Below are 13,428 nucleotides of genomic sequence, written 5' to 3' on the forward strand. Positions count from 1 at the left end.
AGGAGGCCCACCCATGGCGTACGAATCCGAGTCCGGCCTGCCCGTGGCGCCCGTCTACGGCCCCGACATGCCGGCGGGCTGGCGCGCCGCGGAGAAGCTCGGCGAGCCCGGCTCGTACCCGTTCACCCGCGGCGTATACCCGACGATGTACACCGGGAAGCCGTGGACCATGCGGCAGTACGCCGGTTTCGGGGACGCGGCCGAATCGAATGCCCGCTACCGGGAACTGATCGCGAACGGCACGAACGGCCTCTCGGTCGCCTTCGACCTGCCTACCCAGATGGGGCACGACTCCGACGCCGAGCTGGCTCGCGGTGAGGTGGGCAAGGTGGGCGTGGCGATCGACTCGCTCGACGACATGCGGGTGCTGTTCGACGGCATCCCGCTCGACCGGGTGTCGACCTCGATGACCATCAACTCACCGGCCGCGGTGCTGCTGCTGCTCTACCAGCGCGTGGCGGCCGAGCAGGGCACGAGCGGCGACCAGCTCACCGGGACGATCCAGAACGACGTGCTGAAGGAGTACATCGCCCGCGGCACGTACATCTTCCCGCCGAGGCAGTCGCTGCGGCTGGTCGCGGACATCTTCCGCTACTGCCGGGCGGAGATCCCGCGCTGGAACACCATCTCGATCTCGGGTTACCACATGGCGGAGGCCGGCGCCTCCCCCGCTCAGGAGATCGCCTTCACCCTGGCGAACGGGATCGAGTACGTGCGTACGGCGATCGCGGCCGGGATGGACGTCGACGAGTTCGCGCCACGGCTCTCGTTCTTCTTCGTGGCCCGCACCACGATCCTCGAGGAGGTGGCTAAATTCCGGGCGGCCCGGCGCATCTGGGCCCGGGTCATGAAGGAGGAGTTCGGCGCCACCAATCCGCGGTCGACGATGCTGCGCTTCCACACCCAGACGGCCGGCGTGCAGCTCACCGCGCAACAGCCCGAGATCAATCTGGTACGGGTGACGCTCCAGGGCCTCGCCGCGGTTCTCGGCGGCACCCAGTCGCTGCACACCAACTCCTTCGACGAGGCGATCGCGCTGCCCACCGCGAAGTCCGCCCGGCTCGCGCTGCGCACCCAGCAGGTGCTCGCCTTCGAGTCCGACGTCACCTCGACCGTCGACCCGTTCGCCGGTTCGTACGTCATCGAAGCCCTGACCGACGAGCTGGAGGCGGCCATCACCGCGCTCATGCAACGGGTGGCGGACGCGGGCGGTGCGGTCAGCGCCATCGAGCGCGGGCTCCAGAAGGCCGAGATCGAGCGGAACGCGTACCAGATCGCGCTGCGCACCGACGCCGGCGAGCGGACCGTGGTCGGCGTGAACCGCTTCGTCATCGACCAGGAGGAACCGTACGAGCCGCTGCGGGTCGACCCGGCCGGCGAGGCACGGCAGGTCAAGCGGCTCGCGGCCGTGCGGGCCGGCCGCAGCGAATCGCGAGTGCAGCTGGCCCTGAGCCACCTGAAGCGGGCCGCCGAGGGCAGGGAGAACGTGCTCTATCCGATGCGAACGGCGCTCGACGAGCGGGCGACCGTCGGCGAGATCTGCAACGCGCTGCGCACCGTCTGGGGCGCCTACGTCCCGCCGGACACGCTGTAATCCACCGATCGACGTAAGGGGAACGCCATGCCGGGCCGGATTCGTGTCGTGATCGGCAAGCCGGGGCTGGACGGACACGATCGCGGCGCCAAGGTGATCGCGCGGGCGCTGCGCGACGCGGGCGTCGAGGTCATCTATACCGGACTGCACCAGACGCCGGCCCAGATCGTCAGCACCGCCCTCCAGGAGGACGCCGACGCGATCGGCCTGTCGATCCTCTCGGGGGCGCATTCCACGCTCTTCGCCGAGGTCATGCGCCTGCTGCACGCGGAGGACGCCGCCGACATCGTGGTGTTCGGCGGCGGCATCATCCCCCCGGCCGACATCGAGGCGTTGCAGGCGCTGGGCGTCGCGGCGCTCTTCACACCGGGCACGCCGATCGGCACGATCACCGACTGGGTCCGGGACAACGTCCCACGCCCGGTCGCGGGGTGACCCGGGCCGTCACTCGAGCCTGCTCAGCTCCAGCTCTCCCTCGGCGATCCGCTCGCCGTACTGGTGGAAACCCACCGACCCGGTGACCGAGCGCGGCCCGCGCTCCACCGTGACACTGCATTCGCAGAGCGCGTCGAGCTCGACGAAGGTCGCGAAGCTCAGCCGGCAGCGGGTGACTGCGGCCGGGCCGGCCTCGGCCGCGGCCAGCAGCACGCTCTGCCGCGCGGCCTCCAGCAGCAGCGTGCCCGGGACGTGGTCGTAGCTCTTGTCGAAGAACGACGGATGGGTGCGGTCCACCACCAGCGGATATCGGCCGGACACTTCGGCCGGACGGCCGACGACCACGTTGCGCGGGTCGCGACGGCCCACCGCCGCGGGATCGACCGGACCCGCCGTGGCCCGGCCCGCCGCGACCGGACCGGCGTCACCCGGCCGCTTCCGGGAGCGCTGATAGGCCCGGATCTCGTCGTAGACCCCGCGGGGCATGACGACGCTGCCGGCGGAGAACGTCATGCCGTGCCCCCGGGGCGTCGTGCAGGCGCCGGCGATGTCGAGCAGTCCGTCGCCGATCGGGGAACGGGTGACCCGCATGATCAGCACGCACTCGAGCGGCTCGCCCGGCGCGGCCCGGAAGACGGCGGGGTCGCCGACGGCGAACTCCATCTGCTGCACCCCGGACGGCGTGCCCGCCGCGACCTCCAGGTACCGGTAGCGCACCAGGACGAGCGCCTGACGGAACGCCTCGACCACGGTGAGCGTGTCGTGCCACGGAGCCCGCCGATCGGACCAGAGCGCGTGATCATGCGGGAGGCGCACGGCGACGGCGAACTCGTCCGCGGCGAGCCGGGCCGCGTCGGTGGCGAAAACCTCCGCCGGGGACTTCCGGTTCACCTCCGCCGGCGTCACCGGCCGGTCGAAACTCAACGCCGCGACGGCCGGGTGAATGGTGCTTTCGCGCATGACGCGTCCCTCCTCGGTTACGTGTGGCTCGGTTTACGTGTGGCTCGGTTGCCGGGACAGCAGCCCGGCCAGCGCGCGGATGGTGCGGTTGTCGAAGATCTGGGCCAGGGTCACGCCGGTGCCGGCCAGCGCGTCCAGGCGCCGGCGAAGCTCCACGGCCGACATGGACGTCAGTCCCCACTGGAAGAGGTCATCGTCGGGACCGATCTCCTGGCCGCCGGCGCTCGCCGTGACCGCACGCACGGCCGCGGCGACCGCGTCGACCAGTCCGGCCGCCGGATCCGGGCCGGAGTCCGGCTGACCCAGCCAGAACCGCCGCCGCTGGAACGGGTAGACCGGTAGATCCACCCGCCGGGCCGCCGATCCGTCGAAGGCCTGGCCCCAGTCGACCGCCTCGCCCGCGACGAACTGCCGCGCCCGGTCGTACCAGGGCCCGGCGATGTCGCCGAGCACCGCGTCCGCGGCGTCGCCGCCGGCCAGCGCCCGCAGCCCGGCCCGCAATCCGGCCCGATCCGCACCGAGCACCACGGCCCGGCACTCGAACCGCGCCCGGGTGCGGGCCAGGGAGAAGCCGACGTCCTCCGGGTCCGGGTCGTCCCGGTCCACCCGGGCCAGCAGCCGGCGCGCCTGGTCGGCCAGCGCTGCCGGTGTTCTCGCGGACAGCACCCAGGGAATCGATTCCATCGGCGTCCCGGCCGGCCGCGCGCCGGGTGGCGGTGGCTCCTCCAGGATCACGTGAGCGTTCGTGCCGGCCATGCCGAATGACGACACGGCCGCGCGCCGCGGCCGGTCGGTCGGCGGCCAGGCGACCGGTGCGCTCACCGGCGCCACGCCGCTGTTCTTCCAGTCCACGTGCGGCGTGGGCTCGGTCAGGTGCACCGTCGCGGGAACCAGGCCGTGCCGCATCGCGGCGATCATCTTGGCGATGCCGGCCACGCCCGCCGCGGCCTGGGTGTGCCCGAGGTTCGACTTGATCGACCCGAGCAGCAGCGGCCGGTCGGCGGGACGGTTGCGGCCGTAGACCGCCACCACCGCCCGCGCCTCGATCGGATCACCGAGCGCCGTGCCGGTTCCGTGACCCTCCACCACGTCGACGCCGTCGGCGGACAGGCCCGCCTCGGCCAGCGCCGCCCGGATCACCCGCTCCTGGGCCGGGCCGCTCGGCGCGGTCAGCCCGTTGGAAGCGCCGTCCTGGTTCACGGCGCTGCCGCGCACCACGGCCAGCACCGGATGCCCGTGGCGGCGGGCATCCGGGAGTCGTTCCAGGACGAGCACGCCGGCACCCTCACTCCACCCGGTGCCGTCCGCCGCCGCCGAGAACGACCGGCACCGGCCGTCCGGCGACAGGAGGCGCTGCCGCGACAGGTCCACGAACTGGCGTGGGGTCGCCATCACGGTGACCCCGGCCGCCAGCACGAGGGAACACTCCCCGGCCCGCAGGGACTGTGCTCCCAGGTGAACCGCCACCAGCGACGACGAGCAGGCCGTGTCGACGGTGATCGCGGGGCCGGTCAGCCCGAGCGCGTACGCCACGCGGCCGGAGACCAGACTGCCGGCCGCCCCGGTCGCCCGGAAGCCGGTGGCGTCCCCGGCGGCGCCGAGCCCGTACTCCGGCGTCATGCACCCGGCGAAGACGCCGGTCGGACTGCCGGCCAGCGAATGCGGGTCGATGCCCGCGCCCTCCAGCGCCTCCCACGCCGTCTCCAGCAGGAGTCGTTGCTGCGGATCCATCGCGGTCGCCTCGGCCGGCCCGATGCCGAAGAAATCGGCGTCGAACTCCACCGCCTCGTCCAGAAACCCACCCTGCCGCACGTACGACGTCCCGGCGTGATCAGGGTCGGGATCGTAGAGCCCGGACAGGTCCCAGCCGCGGTCCGCCGGGAAACCGGAAATCACGTCGCGTCCATCGGCGACCACGTCCCACAGGTCGTCGAGCGAGCCGATGCCGCCCGGGAAGCGGCACCCCACGCCGACCACCGCGATCGGATCCGGCTCTGCGGCGCCGTGCCGCCGCAGCCGTTCGACCTCCTTGAGCGACTCGCGCAAGGCTTCGACGAGCCGAGCCTCCCGTTCGCCGCTCATCGTTGATCGCCGCCCGTGGCGAGGGCGGCCTCGATCAGGTCCTCGACGTCCATGGCATCGATGGGATCCTCGCCCAGGACGGCCCGGCAGAGGTGATCGGCGAGAGCCACCGGGGTCGGATGGTCGAAGACGACCGTCGCCGGCAGCGGGACGCCGGTCGTCGCGGCCAGGGCGTCGCGCAGCTCCACCGCGGTCAGTGAGTCGAACCCCTGGTCGCGGAAGGAGCGGTACGGGTCGACCGGCCGGTCGTCACCGTGCCCGAGAACGGCGGCCACCTCGCGGCCGACCACCCGCAGCGCCTGCGCCTGCCGCTCCGCCGGATCGATCGCGGCCAGCAGATGGCGCAGGTCCGGTTCGTCGCCGGGCGTCGGGGCCGGGGCCGCCCGGCCGAGGGACGGCGCCACCCCGGCGCCGGTGGGCAGCTGCCGCATCCGGATCGCCCGCGCGGCCAGCACCGGATGGCCGGCACCGTCGGCGACCGCGATCGAGATCGCCCGCTCGCCGGCCGGGGACAGCCGGGCCCGCAGCTGACCGGCCCCGGCCTGGTGCAGCGAGACGTCCTCCCAGGAGAACGGCACGACGGCGCCGACCCCGGGAACGGCAACCGGCCAGGCCTGCAGAACCGCGTCGAGCAGGGCGGGGTGCAGACCGTACGCCGCCGGGTCCACGCCGGCCGCGGACGGCGCCTCGACCTCGGCGAACACCTCGTCGCCCCGCTGCCACACCGCGCGCAGACCGCGAAACGCCGGGCCGTAGCCGAACCCGGCCGCGGCCAGCCGCTCCTGACCGGCGCCGGCGTCCACCGCAACGGCGCCGGCCGGCGGCCAGGACGTTTCCATCACCGGCGGTGGCGCCAGTCCGCCGACCGAACCCGTGGCATGCACGGACCAGCCGCCCCGCTCATCGGGCTCGGCGTGCTCGACCCGCGATGCCAGCACCAGCGCCCCGCCGCGGTGGACGGTCACCTGGACGACCAGAACACCCTGCTCGGGCAGCACGAGCGGGGCCTGGAGCACCAGTTCACGGAGGGCCCCACCGGCCGCGCGCAGCGCCAGCTCGACGAGGAACGTCGCCGGCGCCCACGCCGCGCCGGCCACCGTATGGCCGGCCAGCCAGCCGTTCGTCGCGAGCGACAGCCGGCCGGAGAAGATCACGGTGGCGCCGTCCGCGGTGTCCATCCGGTGCCGCAGCACGGGATGGCGCACCGGGTCGAGGCCGGCGGCGGCCGGCTCCCCGGCGGGCTCGGGCAGCAGCCAGTAGTGCCGGTGGTCGAAGGCATAGGTGGGCAGCTGCGCCGGTGGGCCGGGAGGTTCGCCGAGGACGGCCCGCCAGTCGACCGGATGGTCCCGGACGAACAGCTCGGCCAGCGCCGCCACGAGCGTCGTCCGTTCGGCCTCGGGACGCAGCGTCGCCAGGGTCACCTGCCGGGCGGCGAGGCCCGGCAGCGCGCACTGCGCCGCCAGCGAGGACAGCACCTGGCCCGGCCCGACCTCCACGAATGTCGAGACGCCGAGGTGCTGGAGCACGACGATCCCGGGATGGAACCGGACGGGCTCGCGGACCTGGCGCACCCAGTAGGACGGATCCGTCAGGTTCTCGTCGAGCTCGCCGCCCACGTTCGACACGATCGGGATGGCCGGCGGCCGGTACGACAGACCTCGGGCGACCGCGGCGAACTCGGTCAGCACGCCGTCCAGGTGCGCGGAGTGGAAGGCGTGCCGGACCGGCAGCCAGTCGGCTCGCCGGCCGCGCCCGCGCCACAGCTCGACCACCTTCTCGACCGCATCCCGGGCGCCGGACACCACCGTCGCCTCCGGGGCGTTGCGCGCGGCGAGCGATACCTCGCCGCCCAGCGTGGCCAGGGATTCCTCGACCTCGGCGGCGGTCGCCCGCAACTGGGCCATGGCGCCGGCCGGCGCCGCCTCCATGGCGCGGCCGCGCGCGGCGATCAGCTCGGCCGCGGCCGGCAGCGTGAGCACGCCGGCCACGTGCGCCGCGGCCAGCTCACCCACCGAGTGCCCGATCAGGTAGTCGGGCCGGACACCCCAGGAATCGAGCAGCCGGGCGAGGGCGACCTCGACGGCGAACAGCGCGGGCTGGGTGAACACCGTCCGCTCCAGCAGTGCCCCGTCGGCGGCGAAGAGCACCGCCGTCAGCGGCCGGTCGAGGTGCGGGTCGAGCGCCGCGCACACCTCGTCGAGCGCCTCGGCGAATGCCTTGACGTGCCGGTAGAGCTCCCGGCCCATACCGATGTACTGGCTGCCCTGGCCGGGGAAGAGGAAGGCCGTGCCGCCCACCGGGCCCGGGCCGGGCCCGGCGATCACCGCCGGGGAGCGCTCGCCGTGCGCGAACGCCGCCACCCCGGCGGTGAGGTCCGGCCGGCCGGTGCCGAGGACGACAACCCGGTGCTCGAACCGCGAGCGGGTCGACGCCAGCGCCGATCCGATCGCCGCCGGGTCCAGCTCGTCCGGTTCGGAGACCGCGGCCAGCAGCCGGGTGGCCTGGCCGCGCAGCGACGCGGGGCTGCGCGCCGACAGCACCCAGGGCACCATCGGCCTGGCCGTCCCCGCGTCGCCAGCAGTCATTATCCGTCTCCCTCAGTTCGCTGCGGCCGCCGCCCGGGCGAAGGCCGACATGTCCGGCGGATCGATCCGGCCGATCTGGATCAGCAGAGCGTGCAGGTCGTTGCAGGCCCAGTGGTCGCTGACCCGCCCGTCCCGGACCCGGGCGATGTGGATCTCGTTCCAGCTCACCTTGCGGCCGGTCGGTTCGGCCCCGAACGCCATGCCGAGGTGAGTGCCGGTCGCCACCACCTGCTGAATGACGAAGTCGCCCTGCTCGAAGTCGCGGATCAGTTCGATCTTGAGGTCGGGGAAGCCGGTCCGCTCGGCCTTGATCACCTGCTTGACGCCCTCGACACCCGGATCCATCCCGGGCGGGGCGTTGTGGTTGACGAAGTCGGGCGTCATCAGCTCGTCGAGGACCTCGACCTTGCCCTGCGAGAACGCCTCATCGAGGATGCGGCGCAGCTTCTCGGCGTACATGATGTGCTCCTTCGGGTTGGGGACGCATTGCCACTTCGATGTTCACGAGCGTCCGTTCCGGTTCCCGCCATCCGGCCGCGGGACCGGGATCGAACGCGGCCCACGCCGCCGCCGGGTCGAGGCGCTCGGCAAGCGCCCCCGTGGCAGCGTCGAGGACACGATCCAGATAGTCGGCGAGCGCGTGCAGCGCCTCCACGCCGGCGGGCCGCCCGTGGCCGGGCAGCACCACCCGCGGGCGCAGCGCGATGAGCTCGCCGACGGCCGCCCGCCAGCGGCCGATGTCGCCGTGCACGGCCAGCGGCGTGACCCCGGCGAAGCAGAGATCGCCCGCGATCAGCACCTCGTCGGCGGGCAGCCACAGCGCGAGGTCCGCGGTGGAATGCGCGCCCTCGAAGGCCAGCACCCGCACCTCGTCCGGCAGCAGACGTTGCAGTTCGACCGGCGGCAGCGGCTCGGGCGCGACCGTGTCCCAGCCGGCCAGCTTCGGGGCGAAGGCCGGCATCACCCGGCTGAGCAGGGCCGGCAAACCGGGCTGCCGCATTGCCTCGACGGCCGCCGCGGTACGCGGCAGGGCGACCGTACGCGTATCGCCGAAAACGGTGTTCCCGCCGATGTGATCGGCGTGGTTGTGGGTGTTGATCACGAGATCGGCCCGGCGGTCGCGCCGGTCCAGCGTCGCGGCGATGCCCGACGCCATCTCCGGCAGGAGCATGGTGTCGATCACTGTCGACGACTCCCGGAGGAGCAGCGCGGAGTTGGCGAGACCGGCGCCACCGTTGCCGTGCACGAGGGCGACCACGCCGTCGGCGATCTCGACCGCACTCACGCCGGCTGCTCCTGAAGAGACTTGACCTCACTGATCAGCCACGCCCGGTCGAGCATTGAGTGCCACGAGGTGATCCGTTCCCCGTCGGTGCGGATCGTCTCGACGACGACCCAGGACAGCCGCTTGTCCGTGCCGTGCGGCCGGCCGGAGACCGTCATCTCGCAGGAGAGCGCGCGGCCGTCGGCGGACTCGATCACGCCGTCGATCTGCCGCTGGAGGTCGGCATGCACCGACCGGTGCAGATTGAGCATCTCGATGAGCTTCTGGCCACCGACGTAATGGCGGCTGGGTGTCTTGATCTCCATGTCGTCGCCGCACAGCCGGCGGACGGTGACGTGGTCGTCGCCGTCGATCGCCGACCACACCGACTCCCACAGTTCACGGGCGGTCTTCATGACTCTCCTTCTCGCCGGTCACGATCCAGTCCACCGCGTACACCTTGACGTCGACGTCATCGGCGTATTTGTGGAGTTCGAGAATCATCGCGCGGCCGGCCTCGCTGCGAATGTGTTGCTGAAAGGCCGACAACTCGCTCCACTGGGCGTAATTGGTCACCCGGGTGCCGTCGACACTGCGGTGCAAATTGGCCGACCGGAAACCGGGAATATGCCGTACGACGTCGTCGGTCTCCTTGCGGATGGCGTCGGAAAGCGCCTGCTGATTCTCCGGCTTGCAGTGGAATATGTTGATGTAGGTCAGGACTCGCTCTTTCTCGGAAATGACGCTCATGGGTGCACCGAACTCGTCTCGGCGACCACCGAGAAGCTCCGGAACTCCGGCTGGCTGTAGCAGTCGCGCATGGGCCGCACCACCTCCCGGTGCTCGTCGGACTTCTCCCAGGCGAAGAAGTCGGCGAGGGAGGACCACTCGCTGGTGATCAGCCACTGGTCCGGGTCGTCCGAGGACTGGCAGATCTGGTCGCGCACGTGCCCGGGCACCCCGGCGACGGAATATCTCACCTTTTCGTACGCGGTCAGGAAGTCCGTCCTCCGCTCCTCGGCCACCCGCACCGAGAAGAGGATCCGGGCCCGCTGCTCGGCGTCCGTCAGGCTCTCGGTGTCGATGTGGCTCAGCGACGGATCGGGGGCCAGCGGACCGAGGTGGTAGACGGTCATCGCCTCGGTCGTCCCGGCGTTGCGCAGCCGGTGCCGGGCCCCGATCGGGACGTAGAGCGCCTCGCCGGCAGTGAGTTTCCATTCTTCGCCCTCGACGTCGAGCACCTGCTCGCCGCGAACACAGAACAGAAATTCCTCGGAATACGGGTGGTAATGCTCGACCACCCGCTCGCCCGGCTGAAGAATGACCGTCCCCAGATACCCGGATCGGCTGCCGACGGTGCCCGGTCCGAGCACGATGCGCAGTTCACCACCACGGGCCAGGCCCGGCGTGATGTCATCGGCGCGAATTCGCGCCGTCTTCGGTTTCGTCATGGCCACATCCTCTCCGTAAAGTGAATCGGAGCGCATCGGAGATGCACCGCGAAAACGTTGCGGTAAATCCGCATCAGGCGCGTCGCAAAACGAGCGCGCTGTTGAATCCACCGATTCCGCGGGCGCCCACCAGGACGGTGCCGATCGGCATCTCCCGCGGTTCCCGCACCAGGTCGAGGCCGTAGCCGGGATCGGGGTCATCGAGGTTGCCCACCGGCGGGACCACACCGGCCCGCATGGCCAGCAGCGCGGTGGCGACGTTGAGCGCGGAACCGCCGGCCGCCAGCCGGCCCACCAGCCCCTGCGGCGCGGTGACCGGCACGCGGCGCGGGCCGAACACAGCACGCAACGCGCTCGCCTCGGCGGCGTCCTGGTCGACCGAGCCGGCGCCGTCCGCCACCACCAGGTCGACCTCGTCCGGGCGCAGGCCCGCGACGGCCAGCGCCCGCCCCATCGCGCGTGCGTACTGGTGCCCGTCCGGCGCCGCGTCACGATAGTGATAGCCGTCGTGGGTGGCCGCGTAACCGGCGACGGTCCCGTACGCACCCGCCCGAGCCGTCTCCGCGTTCTGCACGAGGAGCACGGCTCCGCCCTCGCCGGGCACGTACCCGTTGGCCGACCGGTCGAACGGTTTGTAGCCGGCCCGGGGGTCGGTGGCCGCCGACAACCGGCCGTTGGTCGACAGACAGGCCAGCGCGTACGGCGAGATCGGGGCCTCGGTCCCGCCCGCGATCACCGCGGTGGTCCCCCGGCGGATGACCCGCTCGGCCCAGCCGAGACTGTCCACCCCGCCGGCCGCGTCGGACACCACCACCCCGGCCGGGCCCTTGGTGCCGTGCCGGATCGACACCTGGCCGGTGCTGGCGGCGTAGAACCACGCGATCGACTGGTAGACGCTGACCGCCTTACGGCCACGGCTCCACAGCGCCTGGATCTCCCGCTGGCCGAACTCGTTTCCCCCGGAGCCGCTGGCGAGGATCACCGATGTGGCGTACGGGTCGTGCTCGGCCGGGTCGTAGCCGGCGTCGGTCAGGGCCAGCCGCGCGGCCGCGAAGGCCAGCCACGTCCAGCGGTCGGTCTGCACCGCCAGCCGCTCCGGGACGTGCTCCTCGACCCGGAAACCGGGCACCTGGCCGGCCAGCGTGACCCCGTACCGGTGCGCGGCGAACGCCTCGATCGGCCGCACCGCGATCTCGCCGGCGAGCGTCGCCCGCCAGTGCGCGTCGATGCCGATCCCGGTGGGCGCGACCACGCCGAGGCCGGTGATGACGGCGGTCATCGCCGCTGTCCCGGGCGGGCCAGCAGGATCGCCGACTGGAAGCCGCCGAAGCCGCTGCCGACCGACAGCGCCACGTCCACCCGCTGGTCGCGGGCTTCGTTGGGCACGTAGTCCAGGTCGCATTCGGGATCGGGCTGTTCGTAGTTGGCGGTGGGCGGCACCACGTCGTGCTCGACCGCGAGCGCGCACGCGGCAACCTCGATGGCGCCGATCGCGCCCAGCGAATGCCCGACCATCGACTTGATCGAGCTGACCGGGGTGCGGTACGCGTGCTCGCCGAGACTGCGCCGGAAGGCCGCGGTCTCGTGCCGGTCGTTCTGCTTGGTGCCCGATCCGTGGGCGTTCACGTAATCCACGGCGTCCGGGGCCAGTCTCGCCTGGTCCAACGCCGCGGCGATCGCCCGCGCCATCTCGGCGCCGTCCGGCCGCAGCCCGGTCATGTGGTAGGCGTTGCTGCGGTTGGCGTATCCCACGATCTCGGCGTAGACGTGGGCCCCGCGCCGCCGCGCGCACTCGTACTCCTCGAGGATCAGCACCGCCGACCCCTCGCCCATCACGAAGCCGTCCCGGGTCGCATCGAACGGCCGCGACGCCGTGGCCGGCTCGTCGTTGCGTGCGCTGGTGGCCCGGATGGCGTCGAAGCAGGCCATCGAGATCGGCGTGATCGGCGCCTCGGCGGCCCCGGTCACCACCACGTCCGCCGCGCCGTCCTGGATGAGCTGGAAGGCGTGACCGACCGCGTCGATGCCCGACGTGCAGCCGGTGGAGATCACGGTGGCCGGCCCGTGCGCGCCGAAGCGGCAGGCCACCTCGGTGGCCAGACTGCTCGGCACCAGCGCGTGGTAGAGGAAGCGGGAGGCGAACCGCGGATCCACCTCCCAGTGCCGGCCGCCGTCGCTGGCCACCACGTACTCGTCCTCGAGCCGGGTGCTCGCGCCGACCGCGCTGCCGAGGCAGACGCCGATGTCGTCCCGGTCGATCCCGTCGTCGCCCGCGGCCAGCCCCGCGTCGGCCATCGCCTCGTCCGCGGCGACCAGGGCGAACTGTATGAAGCGGTCGTTGCGAAAGATCTCCTGCCGGGTCAGCCCGGCGGCGAGCGGATCGAAGTCGGCCTCCGCGGCGATGCGGGACCGGAACCCGGTGGGGTCGAACAGCGTGATCGCCCGGGTCGCGGTACGGCCTTCGGTGATCAGCTGCCAGAACGACTTCCGGGTCGGCCCGCCGGGCGCCACCACTCCGATCCCGGTGACCACGACTCGCCGTTCCCCGATCATCCGGCGTGCTCGCTCAGTTCCTCGTTGACGAGTGCCAGGAGCTCGCCGAACGTCTCGTACGGCCGCTCGTCGTCCACTTCGACGCCGTACTGCTCCTCGAGCTGGGCGTTCAGTTGGATCCGGGCCAGGGAGTCGAGGCCGATGCCCTCGAACGTCTCCGCCGGGTCATCGGTCACCGCATCCCGGGGCAGGCCGATCCGGGCGACCAGAATTCCCATCAGATCACTCATGGTGACTTTCGGTACGGCCATTTGCGTTCCCCTCACGCGCGACGATGACAAAGGTGAGAGTACGTACGTTCGGCGGGGCGCTCTTCGGCCCGCCGAACCAATTCCCCGATCCGGCACCGATCTACGAAGCACCTGCTCAGAAGCGTTTTCGTCGTGCCTGCGATGGTGACGCCGGTCACCTCTTCATTCGTGCGGATGAATAGAAATATCATTCTCCAGAATTAGCTAAACCAGCTCTTGCGCAATGGTTGACACCGTTTCGACACTATGATTT

13 protein-coding genes and 1 pseudogene are annotated in these 13,428 nt (G+C 71.9%); 2 read left to right on the forward strand and 12 right to left on the reverse strand.

The genetic code is table 11. From position 1 onward, the window contains the following. Positions 1-13 precede the first annotated feature (13 nt). Positions 14-1,594 carry a methylmalonyl-CoA mutase family protein gene (locus AB0E90_RS26165; RefSeq protein ID WP_360410828.1) on the forward strand — a complete coding sequence of 527 codons (1,581 nt, stop codon included), beginning with the start codon at positions 14-16 and terminating at the stop codon, positions 1,592-1,594. A 27-nt stretch (positions 1,595-1,621) separates the two neighbouring features. Further along, positions 1,622-2,029, forward strand: coding sequence for a cobalamin B12-binding domain-containing protein (locus tag AB0E90_RS26170; RefSeq protein WP_360410830.1), 408 nt, complete (start codon positions 1,622-1,624; stop codon positions 2,027-2,029). A gap of 9 nt (positions 2,030-2,038) precedes the next feature. On the opposite strand, the gene AB0E90_RS26175 is transcribed toward AB0E90_RS26170, so the two are convergent. The 12 genes and pseudogenes from AB0E90_RS26175 to AB0E90_RS26230 form a co-directional block, all read right to left on the reverse strand. Continuing rightward, a complete protein-coding gene (locus AB0E90_RS26175; RefSeq protein WP_360410833.1) occupies positions 2,039-2,989 on the reverse strand; it encodes an AfsA-related hotdog domain-containing protein in 951 nt (316 codons plus the stop codon). Between the two features lie 33 nt (positions 2,990-3,022). Next, positions 3,023-5,071 (reverse strand): beta-ketoacyl synthase N-terminal-like domain-containing protein, encoded by a 2,049-nt coding sequence (locus AB0E90_RS26180; RefSeq protein WP_360410836.1) that lies wholly within the window; start codon positions 5,069-5,071, stop codon positions 3,023-3,025. Next, complete coding sequence (locus AB0E90_RS26185) at positions 5,068-7,656, reverse strand: acyltransferase domain-containing protein (RefSeq protein WP_360410839.1); 2,589 nt, start codon at positions 7,654-7,656, stop codon at positions 5,068-5,070. Before AB0E90_RS26185 ends, AB0E90_RS26180 begins: the two co-directional genes overlap by 4 nt. A gap of 12 nt (positions 7,657-7,668) precedes the next feature. Next, positions 7,669-8,115 (reverse strand): ester cyclase, encoded by a 447-nt coding sequence (locus tag AB0E90_RS26190; protein ID WP_360410842.1) that lies wholly within the window; start codon positions 8,113-8,115, stop codon positions 7,669-7,671. Continuing rightward, positions 8,081-8,941, reverse strand: coding sequence for an MBL fold metallo-hydrolase (locus AB0E90_RS26195; protein ID WP_360410845.1), 861 nt, complete (start codon positions 8,939-8,941; stop codon positions 8,081-8,083). The genes AB0E90_RS26190 and AB0E90_RS26195 overlap by 35 nt, the downstream gene beginning before the upstream one ends. Beyond that, positions 8,938-9,336 (reverse strand): nuclear transport factor 2 family protein, encoded by a 399-nt coding sequence (locus AB0E90_RS26200; RefSeq protein ID WP_360410848.1) that lies wholly within the window; start codon positions 9,334-9,336, stop codon positions 8,938-8,940. Before AB0E90_RS26200 ends, AB0E90_RS26195 begins: the two co-directional genes overlap by 4 nt. After that, complete coding sequence (locus AB0E90_RS26205; RefSeq protein ID WP_360410851.1) at positions 9,320-9,670, reverse strand: antibiotic biosynthesis monooxygenase; 351 nt, start codon at positions 9,668-9,670, stop codon at positions 9,320-9,322. Before AB0E90_RS26205 ends, AB0E90_RS26200 begins: the two co-directional genes overlap by 17 nt. After that, a complete protein-coding gene (locus AB0E90_RS26210; protein ID WP_360410922.1) occupies positions 9,667-10,005 on the reverse strand; it encodes an antibiotic biosynthesis monooxygenase family protein in 339 nt (112 codons plus the stop codon). The genes AB0E90_RS26205 and AB0E90_RS26210 overlap by 4 nt, the downstream gene beginning before the upstream one ends. Beyond that, positions 9,985-10,371, reverse strand: a pseudogene (locus AB0E90_RS26215) (cupin domain-containing protein); the annotation flags it as partial. The pseudogene AB0E90_RS26215 and the gene AB0E90_RS26210, both read right to left, overlap by 21 nt. 73 nt (positions 10,372-10,444) lie before the next feature. Then, positions 10,445-11,650, reverse strand: a complete 1,206-nt coding sequence (locus AB0E90_RS26220) for a beta-ketoacyl synthase N-terminal-like domain-containing protein (protein WP_360410854.1) — start codon at positions 11,648-11,650, stop codon at positions 10,445-10,447. Further along, positions 11,647-12,924, reverse strand: coding sequence for a beta-ketoacyl-[acyl-carrier-protein] synthase family protein (locus tag AB0E90_RS26225; RefSeq protein ID WP_360410857.1), 1,278 nt, complete (start codon positions 12,922-12,924; stop codon positions 11,647-11,649). The genes AB0E90_RS26220 and AB0E90_RS26225 overlap by 4 nt, the downstream gene beginning before the upstream one ends. Next, a complete protein-coding gene (locus tag AB0E90_RS26230) occupies positions 12,921-13,154 on the reverse strand; it encodes an acyl carrier protein (protein ID WP_360410860.1) in 234 nt (77 codons plus the stop codon). The genes AB0E90_RS26225 and AB0E90_RS26230 overlap by 4 nt, the downstream gene beginning before the upstream one ends. Between the last annotated feature and the right edge of the window lie 274 nt (positions 13,155-13,428).

It is taken from the genome of Actinoplanes sp. NPDC026619 (genome assembly GCF_040638295.1).
Taxonomy (GTDB): Bacteria; Actinomycetota; Actinomycetes; order Mycobacteriales; family Micromonosporaceae; genus Actinoplanes.

Bases quoted from the DNA above. Each gene is read 5' to 3' on its own strand.
- AB0E90_RS26165 (WP_360410828.1), top strand. From the start codon at position 14: ATGGCGTACGAATCCGAGTCCGGCCTGCCCGTGGCGCCCGTCTACGGC.
- AB0E90_RS26170 (WP_360410830.1), top strand. From the start codon at position 1,622: ATGCCGGGCCGGATTCGTGTCGTGATCGGCAAGCCGGGGCTGGACGGA.
- AB0E90_RS26175 (WP_360410833.1), bottom strand. From the start codon at position 2,989: ATGCGCGAAAGCACCATTCACCCGGCCGTCGCGGCGTTGAGTTTCGAC.
- AB0E90_RS26180 (WP_360410836.1), bottom strand. From the start codon at position 5,071: ATGAGCGGCGAACGGGAGGCTCGGCTCGTCGAAGCCTTGCGCGAGTCG.
- AB0E90_RS26185 (WP_360410839.1), bottom strand. From the start codon at position 7,656: ATGACTGCTGGCGACGCGGGGACGGCCAGGCCGATGGTGCCCTGGGTG.
- AB0E90_RS26190 (WP_360410842.1), bottom strand. From the start codon at position 8,115: ATGTACGCCGAGAAGCTGCGCCGCATCCTCGATGAGGCGTTCTCGCAG.
- AB0E90_RS26200 (WP_360410848.1), bottom strand. From the start codon at position 9,336: ATGAAGACCGCCCGTGAACTGTGGGAGTCGGTGTGGTCGGCGATCGAC.
- AB0E90_RS26205 (WP_360410851.1), bottom strand. From the start codon at position 9,670: ATGAGCGTCATTTCCGAGAAAGAGCGAGTCCTGACCTACATCAACATA.
- AB0E90_RS26220 (WP_360410854.1), bottom strand. From the start codon at position 11,650: ATGACCGCCGTCATCACCGGCCTCGGCGTGGTCGCGCCCACCGGGATC.
- AB0E90_RS26225 (WP_360410857.1), bottom strand. From the start codon at position 12,924: ATGATCGGGGAACGGCGAGTCGTGGTCACCGGGATCGGAGTGGTGGCG.
- AB0E90_RS26230 (WP_360410860.1), bottom strand. From the start codon at position 13,154: ATGAGTGATCTGATGGGAATTCTGGTCGCCCGGATCGGCCTGCCCCGG.